The 22,044-nt window shown below is 63.6% G+C and carries 25 protein-coding genes; 12 read left to right on the top strand and 13 right to left on the bottom strand.

The window, feature by feature from the left end; all coding sequences use genetic code 11:
• Positions 1 to 26: 26 nt before the first annotated feature.
• Together Q7T10_RS10665 and Q7T10_RS10660 are read right to left on the bottom strand one after the other, a co-directional pair.
• Positions 27 to 632, bottom strand: a complete 606-nt coding sequence (locus Q7T10_RS10665; RefSeq protein ID WP_304748013.1) for a CDP-alcohol phosphatidyltransferase family protein — start codon at positions 630 to 632, stop codon at positions 27 to 29.
• A gap of 20 nt (positions 633 to 652) precedes the next feature.
• Positions 653 to 1,273 carry an ATP-binding cassette domain-containing protein gene (locus Q7T10_RS10660; RefSeq protein WP_304748011.1) on the bottom strand — a complete coding sequence of 207 codons (621 nt, stop codon included), beginning with the start codon at positions 1,271 to 1,273 and terminating at the stop codon, positions 653 to 655.
• Positions 1,274 to 1,440: 167 nt separating this feature from the next.
• Between Q7T10_RS10660 and Q7T10_RS10655 the strand changes: the two genes are divergently transcribed.
• From Q7T10_RS10655 to Q7T10_RS10645, 3 genes are all read left to right on the top strand, one after another.
• Positions 1,441 to 2,007: a DUF2059 domain-containing protein gene (locus Q7T10_RS10655; RefSeq protein ID WP_304748010.1), complete on the top strand. Its 567-nt coding sequence runs from the start codon at positions 1,441 to 1,443 to the stop codon at positions 2,005 to 2,007.
• Between the two features lie 18 nt (positions 2,008 to 2,025).
• The gene (locus tag Q7T10_RS10650; RefSeq protein ID WP_304748009.1) at positions 2,026 to 2,535 is read left to right on the top strand and encodes a heme-binding protein; all 510 of its coding nucleotides are present in this window, start codon (positions 2,026 to 2,028) and stop codon (positions 2,533 to 2,535) included.
• A 151-nt stretch (positions 2,536 to 2,686) separates the two neighbouring features.
• Entirely contained in the window at positions 2,687 to 4,267 is a 1,581-nt protein-coding gene (locus Q7T10_RS10645; RefSeq protein WP_304748006.1) for a methyl-accepting chemotaxis protein, read from the top strand.
• 5 nt (positions 4,268 to 4,272) lie between these two features.
• Here Q7T10_RS10645 and Q7T10_RS10640 read toward each other — a convergent pair whose 3' ends face one another.
• The gene (locus Q7T10_RS10640; RefSeq protein WP_304748003.1) at positions 4,273 to 4,674 is read right to left on the bottom strand and encodes a phage holin family protein; all 402 of its coding nucleotides are present in this window, start codon (positions 4,672 to 4,674) and stop codon (positions 4,273 to 4,275) included.
• Positions 4,675 to 4,841: 167 nt separating this feature from the next.
• Between Q7T10_RS10640 and Q7T10_RS10635 the strand changes: the two genes are divergently transcribed.
• The 4 genes from Q7T10_RS10635 (at position 4,842) to Q7T10_RS10620 (ending at position 8,473) form a co-directional block, all read left to right on the top strand.
• A complete protein-coding gene (locus Q7T10_RS10635; RefSeq protein WP_304748002.1) occupies positions 4,842 to 5,354 on the top strand; it encodes a GNAT family N-acetyltransferase in 513 nt (170 codons plus the stop codon).
• Positions 5,355 to 5,425: 71 nt separating this feature from the next.
• Positions 5,426 to 6,580: a hypothetical protein gene (locus tag Q7T10_RS10630; RefSeq protein ID WP_304748001.1), complete on the top strand. Its 1,155-nt coding sequence runs from the start codon at positions 5,426 to 5,428 to the stop codon at positions 6,578 to 6,580.
• Positions 6,581 to 6,586: 6 nt separating this feature from the next.
• Positions 6,587 to 7,618: an acyltransferase gene (locus Q7T10_RS10625; protein ID WP_304747999.1), complete on the top strand. Its 1,032-nt coding sequence runs from the start codon at positions 6,587 to 6,589 to the stop codon at positions 7,616 to 7,618.
• A gap of 21 nt (positions 7,619 to 7,639) precedes the next feature.
• Positions 7,640 to 8,473, top strand: a complete 834-nt coding sequence (locus Q7T10_RS10620; protein ID WP_304747997.1) for a hypothetical protein — start codon at positions 7,640 to 7,642, stop codon at positions 8,471 to 8,473.
• A 3-nt stretch (positions 8,474 to 8,476) separates the two neighbouring features.
• Here Q7T10_RS10620 and Q7T10_RS10615 read toward each other — a convergent pair whose 3' ends face one another.
• The 4 genes from Q7T10_RS10615 to Q7T10_RS10600 all read right to left on the bottom strand — a co-directional run bounded on the left by Q7T10_RS10615 (position 8,477) and on the right by Q7T10_RS10600 (position 12,561).
• Entirely contained in the window at positions 8,477 to 9,247 is a 771-nt protein-coding gene (locus Q7T10_RS10615) for a LytTR family DNA-binding domain-containing protein (protein WP_304747996.1), read from the bottom strand.
• A 12-nt stretch (positions 9,248 to 9,259) separates the two neighbouring features.
• Complete coding sequence (locus Q7T10_RS10610; RefSeq protein WP_304747994.1) at positions 9,260 to 11,341, bottom strand: sensor histidine kinase; 2,082 nt, start codon at positions 11,339 to 11,341, stop codon at positions 9,260 to 9,262.
• 140 nt (positions 11,342 to 11,481) lie between these two features.
• A complete protein-coding gene (locus tag Q7T10_RS10605; RefSeq protein WP_304747992.1) occupies positions 11,482 to 12,129 on the bottom strand; it encodes a thioredoxin domain-containing protein in 648 nt (215 codons plus the stop codon).
• 15 nt (positions 12,130 to 12,144) lie between these two features.
• Positions 12,145 to 12,561, bottom strand: coding sequence for a helix-turn-helix domain-containing protein (locus tag Q7T10_RS10600; protein WP_304747990.1), 417 nt, complete (start codon positions 12,559 to 12,561; stop codon positions 12,145 to 12,147).
• 95 nt (positions 12,562 to 12,656) lie between these two features.
• On the opposite strand from Q7T10_RS10600, the gene Q7T10_RS10595 reads away from it, so the two are divergent.
• Entirely contained in the window at positions 12,657 to 12,959 is a 303-nt protein-coding gene (locus tag Q7T10_RS10595) for a hypothetical protein (RefSeq protein WP_304747989.1), read from the top strand.
• A 284-nt stretch (positions 12,960 to 13,243) separates the two neighbouring features.
• Here the strand turns inward: Q7T10_RS10595 and Q7T10_RS10590 are convergent, their stop codons facing one another.
• From Q7T10_RS10590 to Q7T10_RS10580, 3 genes are all read right to left on the bottom strand, one after another.
• Positions 13,244 to 13,672, bottom strand: coding sequence for an organic hydroperoxide resistance protein (locus Q7T10_RS10590; RefSeq protein WP_304747987.1), 429 nt, complete (start codon positions 13,670 to 13,672; stop codon positions 13,244 to 13,246).
• Positions 13,673 to 13,741: 69 nt separating this feature from the next.
• Complete coding sequence (locus tag Q7T10_RS10585; RefSeq protein WP_304747986.1) at positions 13,742 to 14,428, bottom strand: hypothetical protein; 687 nt, start codon at positions 14,426 to 14,428, stop codon at positions 13,742 to 13,744.
• Positions 14,429 to 14,447: 19 nt separating this feature from the next.
• Positions 14,448 to 14,927: a MarR family winged helix-turn-helix transcriptional regulator gene (locus Q7T10_RS10580; protein ID WP_304747984.1), complete on the bottom strand. Its 480-nt coding sequence runs from the start codon at positions 14,925 to 14,927 to the stop codon at positions 14,448 to 14,450.
• Between the two features lie 106 nt (positions 14,928 to 15,033).
• Here Q7T10_RS10580 and Q7T10_RS10575 point away from each other — a divergent pair, with 106 nt between their 5' ends.
• From Q7T10_RS10575 to Q7T10_RS10560, 4 genes are all read left to right on the top strand, one after another.
• A complete protein-coding gene (locus Q7T10_RS10575) occupies positions 15,034 to 16,644 on the top strand; it encodes a GMC family oxidoreductase (protein WP_304747982.1) in 1,611 nt (536 codons plus the stop codon).
• Between the two features lie 197 nt (positions 16,645 to 16,841).
• A complete protein-coding gene (locus tag Q7T10_RS10570) occupies positions 16,842 to 17,579 on the top strand; it encodes a hemerythrin domain-containing protein (RefSeq protein WP_304747980.1) in 738 nt (245 codons plus the stop codon).
• Between the two features lie 32 nt (positions 17,580 to 17,611).
• Positions 17,612 to 17,998 carry a hypothetical protein gene (locus tag Q7T10_RS10565; RefSeq protein ID WP_304747978.1) on the top strand — a complete coding sequence of 129 codons (387 nt, stop codon included), beginning with the start codon at positions 17,612 to 17,614 and terminating at the stop codon, positions 17,996 to 17,998.
• A 55-nt stretch (positions 17,999 to 18,053) separates the two neighbouring features.
• Positions 18,054 to 19,619, top strand: coding sequence for a hypothetical protein (locus tag Q7T10_RS10560; protein ID WP_304747977.1), 1,566 nt, complete (start codon positions 18,054 to 18,056; stop codon positions 19,617 to 19,619).
• 24 nt (positions 19,620 to 19,643) lie between these two features.
• Here the strand turns inward: Q7T10_RS10560 and Q7T10_RS10555 are convergent, their stop codons facing one another.
• From Q7T10_RS10555 to Q7T10_RS10545, 3 genes are all read right to left on the bottom strand, one after another.
• A complete protein-coding gene (locus Q7T10_RS10555) occupies positions 19,644 to 20,984 on the bottom strand; it encodes a GAF domain-containing protein (RefSeq protein WP_304747975.1) in 1,341 nt (446 codons plus the stop codon).
• Positions 20,981 to 21,493 (bottom strand): hypothetical protein, encoded by a 513-nt coding sequence (locus Q7T10_RS10550; protein ID WP_304747973.1) that lies wholly within the window; start codon positions 21,491 to 21,493, stop codon positions 20,981 to 20,983. Before Q7T10_RS10550 ends, Q7T10_RS10555 begins: the two co-directional genes overlap by 4 nt.
• On the bottom strand, positions 21,490 to 22,044 hold a 555-nt coding region (locus tag Q7T10_RS10545; RefSeq protein ID WP_304747971.1), incomplete at its 5' end, for an ABC transporter permease. The genes Q7T10_RS10545 and Q7T10_RS10550, both read right to left, overlap by 4 nt.

Below are 22,044 nucleotides of genomic sequence, written 5' to 3'. Positions count from 1 at the left end.
AGGTTCCCGGTTGATCCAGTTCGGCATCAGGAAAAGGCGCGCCATCCCCACCAGATGCGGGTGATGACGGTGACACCGCACAGCGCGGCAAACACATAGGCCAGTTCGATGAAATGGGCTGGCCACAGGCACATGACGGCAAAGAAGGCCAGCGTTTCCGTGGCTTCCGTCAGGCCGCCCAGAAAGAAGAACGATTTGTCGGGATAGGCCACGCTCACCATGCCGCGCTTGGCCGCAATCACGGCAAAGGCCAGGAAGCTGGAGCTGGTGCCAATGAAAGCGGCCAGCAGCACGGCAGCGGGCAGCGCATTGCGGGCGGGGTCACTGAAGGCAAAGGCCAGGGGGATGCTGGCGTAGAACAGAAAGTCCAGCGCAATGTCCAGGAAGCCGCCGCGATCGGTGGCCCGCGTCAGGCGCGCCAGCGCGCCGTCCAGTGCGTCACAGAGTCTTGAGGCAAATATGGCCACAGCCCCCGTCATATAAGCGCCATTAGCTATCAATAATGCAGCAAGCAAACCAATCAGAAAACCGGCGATGGTGACCTGGTTGGCACTCAGCCCGGCGCGCAGCAAGGCGCGCGCCAGCCTGGTCACCAGGGGTTTGATCAGAGCAGTGGCGGTGCGGTCCAGCATGGGGTGGTGCTCAGGCAAGCTCAAAGGCAGGTCAGACGGGTCGGGTCGGCGATGTCGGTTGCATCGTGCGTCACCATCAGTACCGGAATGCCGCGTTTTCTTACAAGTTCGAACACAAAGTCACGCATGCGCCCGCGCAGGGCGGCATCGAGTCGGGAGAACGGTTCGTCCAGCAGCAGGGCTTGGGGTTGGGCCAGCAGCGCCCGCATGAGGGCGACGCGCGCGCGCTGCCCGCCGGAAAGCGTGGCCGGGTCGGCCTGCGCAAACTGCGACATTTCCAGATCCTGCAGCCCTTGCACCACGCACGCCGTGCGCTCGGCCCGGGGGCCGGGGGGCACGGCAAACAGCAGATTTTCGAACACGGTCATGTGAGCGAACAGCAGGTCTTCCTGAAACAGGATGCCCACATGCCGTCGTTCGGTCGGCAAGCGTTCAATACGTGTGCCATGGAGGGAAATTTCGCCGTCAAACACCATGCCGTCCGGCAAAGTGCCACAAACCGCGGCCAGCAGGCTGGATTTGCCAGAGCCACTGGCGCCCATCACGGTATGGATGGCGCCGTTGGGCACGCGCAGGTGCAAGTCCCGCACCAGCGTGACGCCAGGGGTCGACAGTTGCTTCAGTACGATTTCAAGACTCATTGATTTTTCGCGTTGTAAATATCCTGGCGGGCTTGACAATTCTTCATTTGCCTGGCGCGATCATCCCTGATTGTCGGGTTCGCCCGTGTCACAGGGCCATAATGAACTATGGGCAGTCCGTCAGTTCGGGCTGCCAGGGTTGTGCTTTTTTTATGGAGAGATTTACGATGAAGAAATTATTGATCGTGGCGCTGCTGGCGCTGGCCGGTGGTGCGCAGGCGGAGTCGACTGCGGCCAAGAAAGAGCTGGTGGCGAAGGTGCTGCAGCTGCAGCAGCCCTCCATCGAGCAGGCGGGGCGCGCCCTGGCGGAACGTCCGGCCGCGCTGATGATGCAGCAAGCCGGTTTGGCCTTGCAGACCCGGGTGGCGGCAGACAAGCGCGAGGCCATCGGCAAAGAGATTCAGGCCGACATCAAGAAATACCTCGACGAGGCTGTTCCTATCGTGCGTGACCGGGCGGTCAAGCTGGCACCGTCGACCATTGGCGCCTTGCTGGAAGAAAAATTCAGTGAGGACGAACTCAAACAACTCATTGCGCTTTTCGAGTCACCCGTCGGGCGCAAATTCTCCCAGATGAACGGCGACATGCAAAAAGCGCTGGTGGAGAAGCTGATTCCCGAGACCCAGGGCGCGATCGAGCCCAAAGTGAAGACGCTGGAACAGTCCATCGCCAAACGATTGGGTCTGACACCCGCCGCCACGGCGCGTCCACCAGCCAAAGCCGAGAGCAAGTAAAACCAAAGGAGTGAAACCATGAGGAAATCCATCTTGACGACTGTGACTGCTGCCTGCCTGCTTGGCACCAGCGTGCCCGTGCTGGCGCAGGCCGGCGGGGGCACCCACACCATACGGTTGCTGACGCCCGAGGCGGCGCTGAAAGCCGCTTCGGGCGCGCTGCAGGACTGTCGCAAGCGCGGTTTCCAGGTGGCGGTGGCGGTGGTGGATCGCAGCGGGGTGGCGCAGGTGATGCTGCGTGACCGGTTTGCGGGCGCGCACACGCCGGACACCGCGACAAACAAAGCGTGGACTGCGGCCAGCTTTCGCACAGACACGCTGGAATTGGCCCGGGCCACGGAAGCGGGCCAGCCCAGTTCCGGCATTCGCCACGTGCCGCGCTTTGTCGGCGCCGGTGGCGGTGTGATGGTGCAGGCGGGGGGCACCATCATTGGCGCCATCGGGGTGTCCGGGGCGCCGACCGGCGACATGGACGAGGCCTGTGCCAGGGCGGGCATCGCCAGCATCCGCGACGACATCGAATTCTGACAACTTGGATCCGACGGGGGATCGCCGGCTGACCGGATTGGACCTCGCTATGCACGTTCATGCGTAGCGAACTACAATTCTAGCTATCGGCTTGTTTGACAATGGCTATCGGCCGTCGCGCACGGGTTGTCCCAAAAGTATCGGGTCCAGCATGTTCAATCTCTCTTCCTTCACCATCGCCAAACGTCTGGGCGTACTCATCGGCAGCGCCATTCTTGGCATCATCATCCTGTCTGCCCTGTTCCTGGTCTCGGAACGTCGGTTGATCATGGAGGAGCGGCAGAACGGTGTCAGGCAAGGGGTGGAATCCGCGCACAGTCTGGTGGTTCACTTTCACGGGCTGGTGGCCAAGGGGAAGATGCCGGAGGAAGAGGCCCGCGCCAGCGCGATGGCGGCCCTGAAGGACCTGCGGTACAGCGGCAACGAATATTTCTGGATCAATGACATGCAGCCGAAAATGGTGATGCATCCGATCCGCCCCGAGCTTGATGGCAAGGATTTGACCGGCAACAAGGATCCGACAGGCAAGCATTTGTTTGTGGAGTTCGTCAACACGGTCAAAGCGAGCGGCGCCGGTTTTGTTTTCTACATGTGGCCCAAGCCGGGCAGTGAGCAGCCGGTGCAGAAGGTCTCCTATGTCAAGGGGTTTGCGCCGTGGGGCTGGGTGATTGGGTCTGGCGTTTATGTGGATACGGTGGACTCTGCCATCGCGAGTCGCGTCGTTGGTTTCGCCATTAGTACTTTGGTGCTGGCCGGGATCTTGCTCGTGATTGGCCTGCTGATTTCACGTGGCATATTGAAACAGCTCGGCAGCGAGCCCGGCTACGCCGCGGATATCACGCACCGCATTGCCGAGGGGGATCTCACGGCCGATATCGTTCTGAAGAATGACGATCAGGCGAGTTTGTTGCATGCCATCAAATCCATGCGCGACAAGTTTGCTGCCATCGTGGGCCAGGTTCGCCAGGGCTCCGAGAGCGTCGCGACTGCCAGCGCAGAAATTGCCCAGGGCAACCACGACCTGTCGGCCCGCACCGAGAGCCAGGCCAGCGCCCTGGAAGAAACCGCCGCCTCCATGGAGCAGCTCAGCGCCACCGTAAAACAAAACGCGGACAGCGCCCGTCAGGCCAACCAGTTGGCGATGAGCGCCAGCTCAGTGGCGGTCAAGGGCGGTGAAGTCGTGGGCCAGGTGGTGGAGACCATGAAGGGCATCAACGACTCCTCCCGCAAGATCTCCGACATCATCAGCGTGATCGACGGCATTGCCTTCCAGACCAACATCCTGGCCCTGAACGCGGCCGTGGAAGCGGCGCGCGCCGGTGAGCAGGGCCGCGGCTTCGCCGTGGTGGCCAGCGAGGTGCGCAGCCTGGCCGGGCGCTCGGCCGAAGCGGCCAAGGAAATCAAATCACTCATCAACGCCAGTGTGGAGCGCGTCGAACACGGCACCACCCTGGTGGACCAGGCCGGCACCACCATGACCGAGGTGGTCAGCAGCATTCGCCGCGTCACCGACATCATGGGCGAGATCAGCTCGGCCAGCAGCGAGCAGGCCGCCGGCGTGGCCCAGGTCGGCGATGCGGTGGCACAAATGGACCAAGTGACCCAGCAAAACGCGGCCCTGGTCGAGCAGATGGCGGCGTCGGCCGCCGGCCTGCGATCCCAGGCCAAGGATCTGGTGCAGGCCGTATCGGTTTTTCAGCTGGGTACGGGCGGGGCGTTGGCGCTGCGGTAAGCGCCCTACAGCCAGACCCCGCTGTGTGGCATCTGTATCGGGTGCGCAGTGCTGCCGCCCAATACGAAGGCGCCGATCAGGAAGCTCAGCACCGAGACGAAAATGCTGGCAAAAAACGCCGTCCAGAAGCCCGACACCGAGAAGCCTTTGACCAGAGCGGCCACCAGCTGGATCATCAGGGCATTGATCACCAGCAGGAACAGACCAAAGGTGATGAGCGTCAGCGGCAGGGTCAGAACAATGAGCAGCGGCTTGACCAGCGCATTGGCAAGACCCAGCAACAGGGCGGATATCAGTAGCGAGGAGGTATCGGCAAACCGCAGCCCCCGGAAAACACCGCTGGCCACCCACAATGCGGCGGCGGTGATGCACCAATGCAGAATAAAGGGTCTGAGTTCGTCAAGCATGGGGGAAGGGTGGTGATGGCCAAAGGCACAATATACCCTGATTGCTGATACCGCCCAGCGCGAAGAATGCTATTGTATTGATAGCTGTATAGATATATTTCACGAGGGCTGGCGCCATTTTTCATCAGTTGCCGGTGCGCCAGTGCCTGTTTGAAGCCAAGGATTCCATGACCTCACTGTCTCCCATGTCCGAATCCGCATTCGCGGATTACCTGGCGTATGCCATTCCTGACTTTGCCCGGGACAAGGTGCAAGCCGGTCAGTGGGCCGAAGGCGAATCGCTGGAGCTGTCGCGTTCTGGCTACGTTGACATGCTGCCACAGGGCCTGGCCACCCCCGACAACTTTTTCTACACACTGTGCGATGGCGCCACACAGGCGGACGTCGGCATGCTGTGGTTTGCGGCGCAGCTGCGTGGTGGCCAGCGCATCGCCTATGTGTACGACGTCTATGTCCGGCCAGAGCACCAGCGCATGGGGCATGCCGGGCGCGCCTTTGCGGCGCTGGAGGTCGAAGCCCGCAGGCTCGGTCTCACGGGCATCGCGCTGCACGTCTTTGGCCACAACGCAGGCGCGCAGGCGCTCTACCAAAAGCTGGGCTACGTGCCGACCAATATCAATATGTTCAAGCCGCTGGCCAGCGCCGACGCGTCGGGACCGACGCAGTCCCACCAAGGCTGACGCTACACTTAACAGACCAACATTGCGCGCGGCTGGGAATGCCTCCGCTAACGACACGGAGGATCGGGACCATGGGGAGTCGGTTGCTAAGGCAGGTGCATGTCGATTGCATGGGGTGCCATGTTCATGGACCCACACTTCCCGACCCGCGTCAGGCCTGTCTCGACATATTGGAGCGGCTGGGTCTGGCGGATTTGCAGCCGATGGTTGTCGCACAGCATCTGCACGGGTCGCATGAGAAGTTCCTGTCACTGAAACTCCACCCCGATCAGGTCCAGCAGTGGGCCCCTGGTCTCGACACTCTGGGCTTGGCTGCCACCCTGCAAATCGACACGGTAGGCAGCCGGCAGGATCTGGCCCGTGAGATTGTGGTCGCCATGCTGATGGGGCCGGTGGCCTTCGAGTTCCCCAGCGTGGACGAGCTGGTCAGTGCCGTTCACATCCGCATCAACATTGTGCAGGCCGCACGCAAGACGATGCTGGCTTTCCATACCATGCAGGCCGAGCGCCCGCAGGACTGCTGGCAATACGATGAAGACCGTGGCTTCGTACTGCGACCCGAGGCTTCGCTGACGACCGCGCTCATCAAGGCGACGCAGCCCGAAGTATCGGGCGAGTTGTATTCCTTCTCCTGCTATCGCGCCTCTGAATACCTCATATTGCTAGGGATTGCGCAGGAGCTGGAGCGATGCAATCCCGCTCTGTACGCACAACTGCAGTCCATGTGGACGACGAACCCGATCAAGTCAGGCCTGTTCCATGACGTCTTTCTGCATGAGCAGGGGTCCATGGACGCCCCCCTGCCGCCGCACTACTTTGTGCCGGGTGACCGCACCTGGTTTCGCAACCCGGATGAGGCATCTGCCGATGCTTCCGGGTTTGAAGGTTCCTGGGTGATGTACCTGGGCGGTGGGCTGTTCAACAACTTCTGGCAACGTGACAAGCCCTACACCATGGTGGCCAAGTACCTGGAGATCTACCACTGGCGCAATGCCGTGTACCGCGACGACACGGGTGAAGAGCGCATTGATGAGGACCGCGTGGCCCGGCTGGTGCAGGAAACCTTGAAGGACCCCGCCGAAATGGTGCGCATTGTGGCTGTCATGGGGCGCTATCGCGAGCCACGCGGCGTCTATACCGACGCCGGGGGCTGCATTGACACGACCCGTGAGTTTGCGCGCTGGGTGCGCCCTGGCACGACCGACCTGGTCCTGCCGCTGCCCTGACCCGCGATGCCACGGCGCCAATTGCACATCGATGCGGCCAAGGTTCTTGCATCGCATCTCATTGTGCTGCACCACTTCACGGTGTATGGGCCCCTGGCCGATGCGCTGGGCGTGGCCGCGCCGCGGTTGACGGATTTTTTCTTCGAGTACGCACGCATGGCGGTGCAGGTGTTTTTGGTGATTGGCGGCTACTTCGCGGCCAGTTCGCTGGCGCCCCACGGCTACTTGCAGCTTTCGCATCTGCTTCGTCGGGTGGGGCAGCGCTATGTGCGACTGGTGTTGCCATTTTCTGTGGCCCTGTTGCTGGTCATGGCCACCAGTGCCCTGGCGCGCGGCGCTCTGCAGTCCGAGTTCATTCCGGCGGCCCCGGGGCTGTGGCAACTGCTGACCCATGCTGGTCTGGTGCAGGGTGTGCTGGGTGTGGAGTCGCTATCGATTGGCATCTGGTATGTGGCCATCGATTTTCAGCTGTACGTCCTGATGGCTTTTCTGTTGTGGTTCGGCAGACGCCAGGCTCAGTGGCTGGTGGCACTGGTGACGTTGGCATCGTTGCTGGTCTTCAATCTGCAAACCGAGGGCGACAACTGGGCACCGTATTTTTTCGGCGCCTATGGCATGGGGGCGTTTGCCTGGTGGGCGGGGCATTCACGCCAGGCCGGGCTGCGGCTTGCGGCGCTGGCCGCAGTGGGCACGCTCGCCCTGTTGTGGGACTTTCGGTTGCGCATCGTGCTGGCGCTGGTGGTTGCCCTGTGGCTGGGGTTTGCGCGCTGGCGCATGGCCCGGGACGGACGCGCGCATACTCTACCCGTGGGCTTGGCCAAGGCCGTCAGGGTGCTGGGGCGGTGTTCGTACGCGCTGTTCCTGACGCATTTTTGTGTGATCCTGCTGGCCAATGTGGCCTGGGCACACCTGCAATGGACCTTCTCGGGCAGCGCCGGTCTGGTTGCTCTGGTAGCCTGGGGCGCCTGCGTCGCATTGGCGCTGGCTTTTGAGCGCTACGTCGAGCGACCCCTGTCGGGGTTGCGGCTGGTTGACTGAACACTGCATATGGGAGCCATCATGATCCAACAATTTCGTCTTGCTCTGGCCTGCCTTGTCATGGTCGGCCTGCACAGTCTGGTTGCCGCAGAGGTGCCTGAAGCAACCGCAGAGGCACTGATGCGCAAGTCGGGCGTATGGGCGCAGCTGGGCGGCCTGGCGGCTCAGGTGAAAGCGGGAATCACCCAGTCGGCTACCAGCGGCAAGATGTCCGCCGAAGACGTGAAACGGCTGGAAGAGCTGGCAGAAGACGCCTTTGCGGCCCCCCGCCTGCGCGATGCCTTTCTGCGGGAGGTGTCGCAACAGGTGACGGTGGCGCAGGGCGCGCACGCGCTCAGGTGGTACGACAGCCCGACCGGGCAATTGATGACCCGTCTGGAGGAGGCTTCGTCGGCCAACTCCGACGACATGCAGCGCGTGATGGCCGACGGCAACAAGGCGTTGGGCAGTGCATCGGCCCGGCGCTATACCCTGCTGACACAGGTGGTGCAGGCGACGCGCGCGGCCGAGGGCATGGTGGCCATGCAGATCAACACCACCCTGGCGGTCCTGCAGGGCTTGTCCAATGTGGCGCCCAACCCAGCCGCGCCGTCTGCCGATGAGTTGCGCCGGTTGCTCGAAGCCAGAAAGCCGCAGATGCTGGCGCAATCCATGGGCGTAGTGCTGACCCTGTTTGCCCTGACCTACCAGACGGCCAGCGACAAGGAACTGGAGCAGTACGTGAAGTTCCTGTCGTCCAAATCCGGTAGCGCCATATCCGTCGCGATGACGGACGCGCTGGACAAATCCCTGTCGGCGGCCGCCCAGCGGCTGGGAAGCAGCATACCGAAGGTGCCCGGCACGACGCGGCTCTAGCCCCTACGCCGCCTTGAACAGGTGTGAGAATGGCCGGCTCACGGTCAGATTCTCGGGGCGGCCCTTGATCTTGACGGACGCCTGACCGCGAAAATCCCGCGTCACGGTTTCAATGGCCGTCGCATTGACGATGGTGGAGCGGTGGATTTGCCAGAATTTGTTGGCATCGAGCCCGGTCAGGATGTCCTTGATCGGTGTGCGTATCAGGGTGTCCAAATCGCGGGTGGCAACCAGCGTGTATTTCTCGTCGGATTGAAAGAACAGCACATCATCGATCGCAATCAGGCGCAACTGGTTGCCCACGCTGGCCTTGATCCACTGGAGTGCCTCCGTGGCGGGTCGCAGCTGGGCCGATATCTGTGCGACCAGCGCCTGCAGATCCTGCGAAGGCGGTGGCACCATGGCCAAGCGCCCCTTGAGCCGGTCGACCGTGGCCTGCAGACGTTCGTCGGTGTAGGGCTTGAGCACATAGTCCACGGCGTTGGCCTCGAACGCTTCCACAGCATACTGGTCGAAGGCGGTCACAAACACCAGATGGGTTCGAACCGCCGAGTTGGTCGCCAGGCATCTGGCCACTTCCACACCCGTCATTTCCGGCATCTGGATGTCCAGAAACGCCAGGTCGGGTTGCTGCGCTTCGATCGCTTCCAGTGCGGCCTCGCCGTCGCCCACTTCGGCCACGATGCGCAGATCGGGCCACATCCGGGCAAGCTTGCTTTTGAGCTGGGCCCGCAAAATCGGTTCATCTTCGGCAATAACGGCGGTGGTTTGCATGGGGTGATTGTGCTATGAGCGCTTGCGTTTTGTCACCAGCCACCAGATCACCAGACCGATGACGATGAAGGGTGACACGGCAGGCAGCAGGCCGATCACGATGGATATCGCGACCACCACCAGTACCGCGGCGAGCAGAAAGCCCAGGCCGTACAGCACGCCCACCACAATCGCCACTGCCAGTGCCGCCGCGCCAAACGCAATCAGCAGGCCTACGGAGCCGACAGCCAGGCTTTCGATGCCATCGAGCTGAAAGTCGCCCATCTGCACCGGCAGCCAGCCGGTGAGCAGGGCAACGAAGCCCGCCAGCAGCAGGCCTGCCAACACCAGCATCAGCACCATGAACATGCGGGCCAACAGGCGGGCCCACACGCCATGTGTCTTGCTGGTGGCGTACCAGACGCGGCGCCAGCCGGTGGGCGGCGTTGCGCTTGGGATGGGGGGCTGGGCTGAAGTCTGTAGAGGCCTGTGTTGGGACGACAGGTAGGCGGCGGAGGATTGCAGCGGCACCTCGATGCGGGCCACCACGCCCTGGGGCTCGTTGGACGTGAGGGTAAAGCGCCCCCGTGTGCCATAGAGCGCCGCCAGGCGCTCGCGCAGGTTGCTCAAGCCGACACCTCCACCGGCCTGTATCGGCGTATCGGACAGCCCTTTGCCGGTGTCGCACACCGATACGCGCAGGGTTTCACCGTGGCTTTCCAGCACGCGCTCCACCACCACGTCGATACGCCCGCCCTCGCGCTGGGGTTCCAGGCCATGCTTGATGGCGTTCTCGACCAGGGACGGCAGCATCATGGGCGGGAAGGCGCAGGCCAGCACATCGTCAGGCGCCTGGATGCCAAACGCCAGACGCGGCCCCATGCGCATTTGCAGAATGTTGAGGTAGGCGCGCACCAGCTCCAGTTCCTGGCCCACGGTGGACGTGCTTTCGCGCATCTTGGGTAGCGAGGCCCGCAGGTACTGGATCAGGTGGCCCACCATCTGGTTGGCAGCGGGCGGGTCCACTTCATTCAGGGCCTGCACATTGGCCAGCGTGTTGTACAGAAAGTGGGGCTCCACCTGGGCCTGTAGCGCCTGCAGGCGCGCCTCGGTGACCTGGCGGCTGACGTCGCTGACTTCGGCCTCGCGCGTCTTGCGGTCGGCCAGGGCCAGTGCGCTGCGGGAGCGGCCAATGAAAAACTTGGCAATCAACAGCACCACGTACAAGGGAATGAACGCCAGGATCAGTGCCGAGCCGACGGCCACGCGCCAGACATCGCTGCCGACCTGGGCGCGGATGTCGCCCCGGACTTCGGGCGTCAGCACTAAAACGGTGTGGTCACTGGCGGGCTTCGCGGGAATTGCCGGAACGGCTGGTACTGCTGGTAGTGCCGGTAGCGCCGGGACGGCTGGAATCGCTGGAATCGCGGCCTTGCCGGGAGTACCGGGAACGCCGGGTACCCCAGGAATGCCTGGTACCCCAGGTACTCCTGGCTGGCTGGTACGTGCTTCCTGGCCACCGTGCTGCGCGGCGCGCAAGGCGTTGAGGGCTTCGCGCGCCGTTTTTTCGTTCTCGTGGGCGGACGCCACCAGTTGCTCCATGGACTTCAGTGTGGCGGCGACGTCCACACCCTTGTCGCGCAGGCGCTCCATCGTGTCGGCACGGGCCTCTTCCACTGCTTGGCGGGCCTCGACGGCGGCGTCCAGCGCGGCCTCGGCCGCATCGGTGGCGGCCTCCAGTGCCGCGTCCGCAGCCTCTTGTGCGGAATCGATCATGGTGTCATAGCCCGCCGTTTGCGCGCGGATGAGCTCTGCCCGGGCGCGGCGCACTTCGGCCTGCGCGCGTTCAAATTCGGCCCGCCGCTCAGGGTTGGTGCTGCGGTCTTTCATCGCGCCCAGCACGTCAGAGGCCAGGTCGAGCGCACGGGTGCCCACTGTCAGCCCGATCTCACGCTGGATGGCGCGGTTCTCGGCCGGCGTGGAACCACTGTCGACCAGGCGGATCACGTGCACCGGCAGGGCAAACAGCACCAGCACGGCCAGTGTGGCGACGCCGCCGACGATCATTCCCCACCAGGGGGTCTTGTGGATAAAGTCACCGATAGCTTTGAACATGATGGCTGACACCTGTAGCAGTAGGAGGGTGGTGCGACCGGGGTGATCGCGCCGAATGGGGGTCAGAATACCGGGCGTGTGCCGGCCAGGCCAGCGAAAAGGGACAGATTGCAGAAAGCAGGGAATGAAGCGACGGCTTGTCAGTTCGCTCTTGCGAGTTCCTCGCGCACCAGTTGCTGTAACTGCTCGAACCCAAAAGACGGCAATGGCCTGCCGTTGACGAAGTATTCCGGTGTCTGGGAGACGCCCAGGGTGTTGGCGTCGGCCAGGTCCTGTGCGACGACCTGCTGGAGGTCGGGTGCAGTCAGGTCAATGGCCAGTTGTTCCATGTTCAGACCCGCTCCATCGAGAAGGGGCCAGATCAGGTCCGGCCTGGCGGTATGGTTGGACACCCAGTCCTTCTGGTTCTGCAGCAAGGCCTCCAGCACCGGCCAGAACTTCCCCTGCCGGCGCGCCGCTTCCAGCACGGCCACGACCTTGTCCGAACCCTTGTGAAACGGTGCGTAGCGCATGACCAGGCGAATGCGGTCTGGATGCTGTGCCATCAGTTGTTTGACCATCGGATAGAACGTGCGGCAGGTCTCGCAGGCCGGGTCAAAGTACTCGACGATGACGACGGGGGCATCGGCCTTGCCCATGCTGGGCGAATGGGGGCGGATCAGCGCCGTGCGGTCAACGGTGACGGCTTCCAGACTTTGGGAGTTCTGATTGGCGAAGTACCACCAAAGCCCAAGGGCCAGCATGGCGAAAGCTGCGACGACGACAACAACAACTGGTTTCTTTTGCACGATGGAGTCCTGAATTTATAGGGTGGTAAGGTCGGTCAGAATGCAGCAGTCCCGAGTGGGGCCGGCACTGCAGGTGGCATCACAGCTGCCAACCATCAATTCCAGACTGGCCTCCAACTGGCGCATATCGGCCAGCTTGGCACGCACCGCATCCAGGTGCAACTGCGCCTGGTCACGCACCTCGCGGCAGGCACGGTCGCCATCCTCGAACAACTGGGCCAGCACGCGCACCTGCTCGATCGGAAAACCAAAGTCCCGGCACCGCTTGATGAAGCCCAGGCGCGTGAGATCGCGGCGGCTGTAGTAGCGGTGCCCGTTGGCCGCACGCCCCGGGTTGGGCAACAGACCAATCTGTTCGTAGTAACGGATGGTGGGCACGCTGCAGCGCGTATGGGCCGCCAGGGCGCCTATGGTGAGTGGTGCGTTGGACATTTTGAAAGTTTTTCTGCAAAAAAGGCTTGCACCTCAAGTGACTTGAGCTTGTACGGTACGGCCTGCACTATTGCACACAACACAAGGACTGTTCCATGACTTCCATCCACAAAACCCCGCCACACACAGGGAAAGCCGCAGCCGCCGTAGTTGCAGCCACAGTCCTGGCCTGCGGGGTATGCTGTATTCCATTGATCACCCCCCTGGCCTTGACCCTGCTCGCCAGCCTGGGCGTCTACTCCTTCAAGGATGTGCTGACCAACGGCTGGTGGCTGGCGGCGGCGGCCCTGCTGGTGTTGAGCCCCCTGATTGTCTGGTGGTGGCGCAGGCGCCTACAAAGTTCTGCACGACCCGCCTGCGCCACCAATTGCAGTTGCAAGGCTGCCGGTGGCGCTTAGTAGGCTGGGCGGCAGAGCGTTCTGTGCAGGTAAAGGAGGAGCCCGCGCAGTGGGCGGGGGACACGGAGCAGAACGCTCTGCCGCCCAGACTCCCAATGGTCTCGCCGCAGAATTGCTACCATAAAGATAGCGCAATGTATAGCATTGACGGGGGCTAGAGGCCAGTTTGGCATGAACCGTCTCGGCACAACGCAAAACCCCGGCTTCGGCACCCAATGACCCACAGGGGGTAGTTGGGTGCCGAAGCCGGGGTCGTGGATTCGGCCGATGCAGCGGCCGCTTGCTTAGGCGACGGTGATCGTCACTTCAATGTTGCCGCGGGTTGCATTGGAGTAGGGGCACACGGCGTGGGCCTTGGCGACCAGGGCCTCGGCGGCGGCGCGCTCCATGCCGGGGATGCTGACCACGAGCTGGACTTCGATGCCAAAGCCCTGGGGGATCTGGCCGATGCCCACGGTGGCGTCAATGCTGGTGTCGGCGGGCAGCGCAATCTTTTGCGTACCGGCGACGAACTTCATGGCGCCGATGAAGCAGGCGCTGTAGCCGGCCGCAAACAGCTGCTCGGGGTTGACGCCGCCGCCGGCGCCGCCCATTTCCTTGGGAACGGCGAGCTTCAGGTCCAGCAGACCGTCCGACGTGCGGGTGGTGCCGTCGCGTCCGCCGGTGGATTTGGCGTGGGCTTGGTAAATGACTTTTTCGACTTTGGTGGCCATGGTGGTGGTGCTTTCAGGTAAGGTGCCCCGGGTTGGAGCGGGTGGGTAATGGGGTGAGAGAACGGGGGCTTAGAGCAGGCTCTTGAACCAGCTCACGGTGGCGCCGATGGTGACCAGGGCGCGCAGCTTCAGCAAAGCCAGGGTGTCGCCGGCTTCGGGAATGGCGGGGCCACAGCGGGGGTCGGAGCGTTGCAGGGCGCCGGTCATCTTGTGGTCGATGGGAATGGCTTCGCAGCCGTGGTCGGATTCGCAGATAAAGTCCCAGGTCTCACGGGCCGGCACGTGGCAGGTGAAGCAGTTTTTGCCAAAGCGGTTGTTGACCTCGGCAAAGCCCCGCTTGCCGATCTTGGTGCCGTTTTCATTGACCGACAACTCAAAGAATTCCCAGTCGCCGGTGGCGGGGCTGAAGCCGGCCTCGCGCTTGACCATGGCCTCGGTGGGCACCAATTGCACGACCGAACCGACCGGGTAGATCGCGCCCTTGGGTGCATTGGCGGCGGTGACGGTGGACATCACATCACCCAGCAGGTTGTCGACATAGAAGTGGCGCACCTGGGCCATCTGGCGCATGCACTTGAAGCTGTTGTCATCGACCTTGACCAGGGCGGTGGCGGCGTCTGCCACCTGGCCGACGGCGACCAGACCCAGGCTGAGCGCCATGGCGGTGGTAACCAGCCGCAGCTGCGAACCCAGCCTGCGGGCCAAGGTGCGCAGGCCGTTGGCGGGCCGTGGCGTGGTGTCTGGGGTTGGGTACATAGTGGTGGTCCTTTCGGGTTCAGGGGTTGGATGGGGCTGCGCTGGCATGCATGGCACCGCGCAGTTTTTTGATCTGTTGGTTCAGCGCGACCAGCTCACCCAGCGACAGGCCGCTTTGGGCCAGCACACAGCCCGGAATGTGGGCAGCCTCGCGCTGCAGCTGTTGGCCCGCCGGGCTGAGCCACACGTGCACCCGGCGCTCGTCGGCGCTGGAGCGCCGACGCTCCAGCCAGCCGGCGGCTTCCATGCGTTTGAGCAGGGGAGTCAGCGTGCCGGAATCCAGGCTCAGGCGTTCGCCCAGCGTGGACACGGTGGGGCCATCCGTCTCCCACAGCACCAGCAGCACCAGGTACTGCGGGTAGGTCAGACCCAGCGCGTCGAGCAGCGGCTTGTAGAGCTTGGTCATGGCCAGCGACGCGGAATACAGCGCGAAGCACACCTGGTTGTCCAGCAGCTGGGCCGGATTGGCGGGGGGCGTGGTGGAAGGTGTGGTTCGCATGGTTGAATTGTAGCACGCAATTAAATTGTGTGCAATTTAAATAAACATCTGTACGATGCAGGTACTTCGGGGCAAGGCAGCACAACATTCCGCGGAGACCAACCACATGGCTGAGGGGCAGTTTGACTACATCATCGTGGGCGGTGGCTCCGCCGGCTGCGTGCTGGCTTCTCGCCTGACCGAAAACCCCGGAATCAACGTGGCACTGCTGGAAGCGGGCGCGTCGGACAAGGGCGTGCTGATGCACTGCCCGGCGGGGCAGGCGGTGCTGATGAAGAAGGGCGATGCCAACTGGCAGTTCGAGACCACGGAGCAGCCCGGACTCAACGGCCGCTGCGGCTACCAGCCGCGGGGCAAGGTGCTGGGGGGCTCCAGCGCGATCAACGCCATGGTCTACATCCGCGGCCAGCGTGCCGACTACGACCACTGGGCCGCGATGGGCAATCCGGGCTGGTCCTACGACGACCTGCTGCCCTATTTCAAACGAGCCGAGGACAACGCCCGGGGGGAAGACGACTTCCATGGCATCGAGGGCCCGCTGCATGTCATGGACCTGGCCAGCCCCAGTCGACTGGGGACAGTATTTCTGGAGGCAGCCCAGCAGGCAGGGTATTCGCCCAACCCGGACTTCAACGGCGCCAGCCAGGAGGGCGTGGGCCCGTACCAGGTCACACAGCGCAACGGCGAGCGCTGCAGTGCCGCCAAGGCCTACCTGACGCCCATCCACCGCCGCCCTAACATCCGCGTGTTTACCAGAGCCCACGCCACGCGCATCCTGGTTGAGCACAAACGCGCAGTGGGTGTGGAGTTCGTGCGCGACGGCGAGACCATGCAACTGCGCTGCGCACGCGAAGTGCTGCTGTGCGCCGGCGCGCTGCAGTCACCGCAGATCCTGATGCTGTCTGGCATTGGCCCGCACAAACACCTGGTACGCAAAGGCATTGCCACCGTGCACGACCTGCCCGGCGTGGGGCACAACCTGCATGACCACATCGGCGTCGCCCAGGTCATCAACGCGCCGCGCCTCACCGAAAGTTTTGGTCTGTCGCTGACGGGAGCCCTCAACGTAGCCCGGGGCCTGGTGGAGTGGCAGAAACACCGCACGGGCTTGCTGACCACCAACTTCGCCGAGGCTGGTGGCTTCATCAAAAGCCAGTCCTCGGAGCGCACGCCGGACCTGCAGTTGCACTTCGTCGTGGGCAAGATGCTGGACCATGGTCGCAGCACCGCGCTGGGTCATGGATTTTCGGGCCTGGTCAGTCTGCTGCGCCCGGCGAGCCGGGGCCTCGTGACGCTGCGCAGCAAGGACCCGTTTGAGCCGCCCTTGATCGACCCGAATTTTCTGGGTGTGCGCGACGACATGGAGCGCCTGGCGCGTGGCTTCCGAATCATGCGCGACCTGTTGCAGCAACCCGCACTGGCCCAGCTGGGCGGGCGTGAAACCAAGCACTCCGCGCAGGCCAGCAGCGACTTCCACATCGAGCAATTCCTGCGGGACAACGCCGATTCGCTGTACGACCCGGTGGGCACGTGCCGCATGGGCAAAAGCCTGATGGATGTGGTCGACCACAAGCTGCGGGTCTATGGCGTGCAGGGCCTGCGCGTGGTGGACGCCTCCATCATGCCGCGCATCGTCAGCGGCAACACCAATGCCCCCACCATCATGATTGCCGAGAAGGCGGCCGACCTGATCAAGGCCGCCGCGATGGAGGCCTGAGCGGTCCGCCGATGCGGCGTTTGCCGTCCTTAAGATCTTTTTAGCAAATTGTTAAGTATTGCGTAGCAAAACCGTAGGCAATATTTAGCAACGCCGCACACGGCAAATTTCTAGACTTCTTTCCATGGTCACTGGCGCATGGGGCGCCACCAGGCCAGGCCCAAAACGGGCACCAAAAACCTGAGGAAAGAAGTACCGTGAAACACACTGCACAAGAAAACCGGGCCGTCGCGGCCGCCCACTCCACTCCCCGCTTTGACATGTATGCCGGCATCCACAAGGCGATGCGCGCCTTGATGGCCGACACGCTGATGGCTGTTGGGCGCATGGACCCGCAGGATCCGCAAGAGCTGGCCGCCGTAGGCGAGCGGGTGCTGGAACTGCTGGATTTTTGCAGCTCCCATTTGGAGCACGAAAACAACTTTGTGCACACCGCCATCGAGGCACGCGCCCCAGGCGCCAGCGCACGCATTGCACACGAGCATGACGACCATGTCGCGAACATCGACAACCTGAAACGCAAGGTGGCTGCCTTATGTGCAAGCGAAGCAGGCTCAGCCGCAGCGCTGGCGCAGGACCTGTACCTGGCCCTGACCCTCTTCGTGGCCGAGAACTTCCAGCACATGCACATGGAAGAAACCGCGCACAACGCCGTGCTGTGGGCCCGTTACACCGATGCCGAGCTGATCGCCATCCACGATGCCTTGTTGGCATCGATTGCACCGGCCGAGATGATGTTTGCGCTGCGCTGGCTCGTACCCGCCATGAACCCCGCCGAACGGGCGGGCATGCTGGGCGACATGCAGGCCCATGCCCCAGCGCCGGCCTTTGCCGCGGCGCTGGCTGTCGTGCAGCCGCACCTGTCGCAGGCGGACTGGGCCAAGCTCAGCCGCGCCTTGGGTCTGCCCCCGGTGGCGGGTCTGGTCACCGCGTGAGCACGCAGCACAACGGAAAAGGGAGTCAGCAAATGGGATTCGATCGAAAACAGGTCTTGTGCGCGCTGTCCTATGCCCTGGCAGGCATGGGACTGGGCATCTACATGGCGGCATCGCAAAACCACGGGCAGCATGTGACCCATGCGCACATTCTGCTGGTGGGCTTCATCACCTCCTTGGTGTATGGCGTGGTCTACAAGCTGTGGCTGCGGGCCGCACGGCCGGCGCTGGCCTGGATGCAATTCCTGGCGCACCAGCTTGGCGTGCTAGCGATGTGCGCGGGGCTGTTTCTGCTGTACGGCGGCTTTGTGCCACCACCCCAGTTGGAGCCGATTCTGGGTTTCTCGTCGGTCGCGGTTTTGGTGGGGGCGGCGACCATGCTGTTCATGGTGTTTCGCGCCTATGACGAATGGGCATGAGACCAAGCCTTCTTCCTTCTTGTCCTTTTTGATTGAACCGATGAAACATCCAATGATGAAACAGAACTTTCGTACGGCCGCCGCCATAGGCGTCGCTGCGCTGTGCTCCGCCTTTGCCCTATCCGCCGCCCACGCGGTGCAGCCCGCCGTGTCCATGGGTGGCGACCATGCCCTGGTGCTGCGCGCCGACGGCACGGTCTGGGCCTGGGGCTATGGCGGCAGCGGGCAGCTCGGCCTGGGCAGCACCAGCACGCGCACGGCGCCTACCCAGATTCCCACGCTGCAGAATGTGGTGCAGGTGGTGGCGCGGGGCTCCTTCTCGATGGCACTCAAGGCCGACGGCACCGTCTGGGCCTGGGGTGACAACTCCGGTGGCCGCACCGGCGGCAACGGCACCAGCGTGCCGGTGCAGATCAATGGCCTGTCCAACATCGTCAGCATCAATGCCGGCACCGACACGGCAGCGGCCTTCGCTACGGACGCATCCGGGCGGGTGTATGCCTGGGGCAGCAACAGCAGCGCGCAACTGGGCACCGGCCAAGTCAGCGCGGGTGGCAACTATGTACCCCGGCTGGTGGCCGGAGCAGAGGGTGCGGTGGCGGTGAGCGCATCGGACGCCGCGGTGCTGTCGCTGCGCCAGGACGGTAAGCTGTTGGCCTGGGGGCTGAACGGCAACCAGGCACTGGCACCCGTCGCCGGCAGCGCCACGGCGCCCGTCGTGATCAATGCCTTGCCCTCCGTGCAGGCTGTCGCATCGACCTCCATCAACATCGCGGGACAGTATTACGCGCTGAAGAACGACGGGTCCGTGGTGGCCTGGGGCCAGGCATCAACCAATGCCACCTTCTGCGGACAGGCCGGTGTACGCACGTCGTCCTATGCACTGATCGATATCTCGCCCATCCAGGGCCTGGCGCGCATCAGCCAGATCGAACCGGGGGATGGTCATACTCTGTTCATCGACGCCGACGGCGCGCTCCATGCGTGCGGCACCAACAGCGCCGGTCAACTGGGCGACGGCACGCTCGTCAATCCCTCCACCGAAGCGCCCAAGATTGCGCACATCGCAGGCTTGCCGCCGGTGGTGGCCGCAGCCGCAGGCTCGGCCATTTCTGCAGCCATCGGGACGGACGGAAGTGTGTGGGTGTGGGGCAGGGCCACCAATCTGGCCACCGGCGCAGCCAGCAAGTCCACCACGCCCGTGCGCGTGATGCAGGCCGCCGGAGTGCCATTTGACGCGGGCCGGGTGGGCGAAGCCAGCGGCATGTTTAGCGGATCGCAGACCGGCCCGCTGGGCATTGCCACAGTGGACGTCGCCGCAGCCGTGTCCACGCTGCACCGTGGCAAGGCGGGCCGGGTCTACGTGGCAGCACAAACGGGATCGGGCCTGTTCTTCCTGGGCTCCAACGGCTGGGTGCCCTACACCACGATGGCTGCGATCCCGCCCTATCTGTCCGGAGCGCTGCCACGGTCGGTGCCGGTGCGCCTCGCTTCCAGTGAGAACCTCACGGGCCTGAAGGGCGTGCAACTGCTGGTGGGGTATGGTCTTGGCGACGATACGGCCGCCGTCACGGAAATGCTCCGCTCGGGCCGCTACCAGACCGTTCACACGCTGAACTGAGCGCGGTGCTGACAGGGGCGGGCGTCAGGAGGCTTCCTGCAACTCCAACGGGCGCTGCACCATCAACTGGAAGCGGCCACGCCCGGTCTTCTCGATGCGCACCATCGGGCCGTGCTCCTTGAGCCGGCGCTGCAGCAGCAGCAGGCGTGCCTCCAGGTTGTCGGTCACGTCGGGCAGGCCCAGGTCGGGGTCCAGCCGCAGTTCGCGGTTGCTGAAGGCGGTGCGCCCCTGCTCGGTGTAGTTGCGCACCAGCTTCCAGAAGATGGCGCCCGCAACGCCCTTGATCAGGTAATCGTCGCCGATGAAGATGCTGTCGTTGGCGCGGTAGTGGCGCACTTGCAGGGCGGACCCGAGCGCCGGCGGTGCGGATGGCTCGGCGGCCACCGTCTCCTGGGGCTCACTGGCGGACTGCATCAGGTCGATGGCCGCACCCAGATGACCGGCAATGGCCACCAGCATGTCCTCGTCCTCAAAGCCAAACTGCATGTCGTGCGGGCTCTCCACGAACACCACGCCCAGCACGCGCGCGGCGGAGACGATGGGCACGGCCAACTGGCTGTGCGGCTCGCGCAGGCCGGGGTAGGGAATGTCCACGTCCAGAGCAAGGTCCGGCGTATTCGCCTGCAGGCTGCTGCGGATGGCGCTGCTGTACAGGTAGGCGGTCGTCATGTGCTGAATGCGCACCGGCGTGCGTTCGCGTGCGGCCACGCCAATCACGCCATGGCCCACGGCGATCTCCGAGCCCACGCCCGAGGTGGCGTAGCCACAGCTGGCCACGGTGTACAGGCGTTGGTTCACCGGGTCCAGCATCAACAGCATGGCGTGTTGCACGCCCATGAAGTCGGTCAGTGTGGCCAGCGTGGCGTTCAGCACTTCGTCCAGCGACGTGCAGCGTGACAGGCGTTCGCTGCAGCGGCGCACGTTATTGAGCATGCCGCAGCGCGGCGGCGGTGCCGGCAGTGGTGAGCCTTCCAGCGCCTCGATCTCCTGCACCGCATAGACGTCGGAGCCCCGTAGCATGAACACATTGGCCATGCCGGTGTGCGATGCAATGCCGGCCAGTTGGGCCTTCATGCTTTCAAACAGCGGGCCCTGTGTCTCGGTGCGCAAATACCGAATGTGCAGGCGAAAGAACTGCGCGGTTTGCGGATGCAGCACCAGCAGGCTGGCATGGGGGTTGGCCAGGATGTTGGCACGCGTCTTATTGAAGAACTGGAACGACAGCGCCACATGGTCTTCATCGACAAAGCAGACCTGCGAGATGTAGGCCACATTGGGCGTGCCGTCGGCAGCGGCCGTGGCGATGACGGCCGGAATGAGGCCCTCCAGACAGGGGCGAATCTCGCCCAGAGTGGGCTTGTTCATGTGCCATCTCCAGCGCGCACCGCGTCCAATGGCGCGCCGGCCTTGGGCCCCGGTGTCTGGTCGAAGGCCTCGGCGGGCTCAAACTCCACGGCCACCACATCGGCGATGTCGTGGGCCAGCATGGCGCGCGTGAGGACCGGCGGAAAGCCGACCTCCGCGATTTCCGTTTCCATGGCGACCAGGTAGCGCGCCAGTACGGCCTGGTCCGTGGCATCCGTGTTGCGTGTGCGGGCCTGTAGGGACTTGAGCTGCAGGGCCCGGTTGCTGGCCGGATGCGTGAAGACGACCGCCACGCGCCCGCTGGCCGCGATGTCCTGCAGCAATTGGCGCGACTGCTTGCGCGACAGGTAGACGGTGGCAAAACGCCCATCGTCTGTGATCGTGCTGCCCATCGCCCGCATCATGCTGGGGCGCAGCGCCGCATCGCAAGAGCTCACGATGGTGGAGACGCCGCGTTGCACCATGGCAATCAGATCGGCGGACAGCACGGGGGCTGGTGGGGCACTCATACCCGAAACCGCTTGCGCGTCAGCGCCAGCGCCACCCAAAACGCCACCCCGGTATAGGCCAGCAAAACCAGTGCATGGCGTGCCACGTTGGCAGGCCACTGGTCCATGAACAGGGGTCGCACCAGTTGCACGGCGTTGCTCAGTGGCAGCCAGTCCGCCACCACGCGCACGGCCACCGGCAACTGCTCCAATGGAAAGAAAACACCGCTCAAAAACATCATCGGGGTCAGAAACAGCGTGAAGTAGTAGGTGAAAAAATCATAACCCTTGGCCAGTGCGTTGAAGATCAGCGCGATGCAGCTAAAGGTGATGCCCACGCCCAGCAGAATCGGCCAGGCCAGCAGCAGTCTTGGCGAATGGCTGATGCCCAGGGCCAGCATTACGCCCAGGATGGCGGTGACGGTGAACAGCGACTTGAAGGCCGCCCACAGCATCTCGGCCAGCACGATGTCGTCCAGGCCGACCGGCGCGTTCATGATGCCGTCCCAGGTCTTTTGCACATGCATGCGGCTGAAGGCTGAGTACAGCGCCTCGAACGAGGCCGCCTGCAT

The organism is Rhodoferax sp. (genome assembly GCF_030646845.1).
Classification (GTDB): Bacteria; Pseudomonadota; Gammaproteobacteria; order Burkholderiales; family Burkholderiaceae_C; genus Rhodoferax.
Note: the sequence above shows the minus strand (reverse complement) of the source record. Positions and strands in the feature narration are given on the sequence as shown.

Bases quoted from the DNA above. Each gene is read 5' to 3' on its own strand.
- Q7T10_RS10635 (WP_304748002.1), top strand. From the start codon at position 4,842: ATGACCTCACTGTCTCCCATGTCCGAATCCGCATTCGCGGATTACCTG.
- Q7T10_RS10600 (WP_304747990.1), bottom strand. From the start codon at position 12,561: ATGTCCAACGCACCACTCACCATAGGCGCCCTGGCGGCCCATACGCGC.
- Q7T10_RS10615 (WP_304747996.1), bottom strand. From the start codon at position 9,247: ATGCAAACCACCGCCGTTATTGCCGAAGATGAACCGATTTTGCGGGCC.
- Q7T10_RS10665 (WP_304748013.1), bottom strand. From the start codon at position 632: ATGCTGGACCGCACCGCCACTGCTCTGATCAAACCCCTGGTGACCAGG.
- Q7T10_RS10560 (WP_304747977.1), top strand. From the start codon at position 18,054: ATGAAACAGAACTTTCGTACGGCCGCCGCCATAGGCGTCGCTGCGCTG.
- Q7T10_RS10655 (WP_304748010.1), top strand. From the start codon at position 1,441: ATGAAGAAATTATTGATCGTGGCGCTGCTGGCGCTGGCCGGTGGTGCG.
- Q7T10_RS10580 (WP_304747984.1), bottom strand. From the start codon at position 14,927: ATGCGAACCACACCTTCCACCACGCCCCCCGCCAATCCGGCCCAGCTG.
- Q7T10_RS10575 (WP_304747982.1), top strand. From the start codon at position 15,034: ATGGCTGAGGGGCAGTTTGACTACATCATCGTGGGCGGTGGCTCCGCC.
- Q7T10_RS10550 (WP_304747973.1), bottom strand. From the start codon at position 21,493: ATGAGTGCCCCACCAGCCCCCGTGCTGTCCGCCGATCTGATTGCCATG.
- Q7T10_RS10595 (WP_304747989.1), top strand. From the start codon at position 12,657: ATGACTTCCATCCACAAAACCCCGCCACACACAGGGAAAGCCGCAGCC.
- Q7T10_RS10610 (WP_304747994.1), bottom strand. From the start codon at position 11,341: ATGTTCAAAGCTATCGGTGACTTTATCCACAAGACCCCCTGGTGGGGA.
- Q7T10_RS10630 (WP_304748001.1), top strand. From the start codon at position 5,426: ATGGGGAGTCGGTTGCTAAGGCAGGTGCATGTCGATTGCATGGGGTGC.
- Q7T10_RS10590 (WP_304747987.1), bottom strand. From the start codon at position 13,672: ATGGCCACCAAAGTCGAAAAAGTCATTTACCAAGCCCACGCCAAATCC.
- Q7T10_RS10555 (WP_304747975.1), bottom strand. From the start codon at position 20,984: ATGAACAAGCCCACTCTGGGCGAGATTCGCCCCTGTCTGGAGGGCCTC.
- Q7T10_RS10650 (WP_304748009.1), top strand. From the start codon at position 2,026: ATGAGGAAATCCATCTTGACGACTGTGACTGCTGCCTGCCTGCTTGGC.
- Q7T10_RS10645 (WP_304748006.1), top strand. From the start codon at position 2,687: ATGTTCAATCTCTCTTCCTTCACCATCGCCAAACGTCTGGGCGTACTC.
- Q7T10_RS10620 (WP_304747997.1), top strand. From the start codon at position 7,640: ATGATCCAACAATTTCGTCTTGCTCTGGCCTGCCTTGTCATGGTCGGC.
- Q7T10_RS10660 (WP_304748011.1), bottom strand. From the start codon at position 1,273: ATGAGTCTTGAAATCGTACTGAAGCAACTGTCGACCCCTGGCGTCACG.
- Q7T10_RS10640 (WP_304748003.1), bottom strand. From the start codon at position 4,674: ATGCTTGACGAACTCAGACCCTTTATTCTGCATTGGTGCATCACCGCC.
- Q7T10_RS10565 (WP_304747978.1), top strand. From the start codon at position 17,612: ATGGGATTCGATCGAAAACAGGTCTTGTGCGCGCTGTCCTATGCCCTG.
- Q7T10_RS10585 (WP_304747986.1), bottom strand. From the start codon at position 14,428: ATGTACCCAACCCCAGACACCACGCCACGGCCCGCCAACGGCCTGCGC.
- Q7T10_RS10625 (WP_304747999.1), top strand. From the start codon at position 6,587: ATGCCACGGCGCCAATTGCACATCGATGCGGCCAAGGTTCTTGCATCG.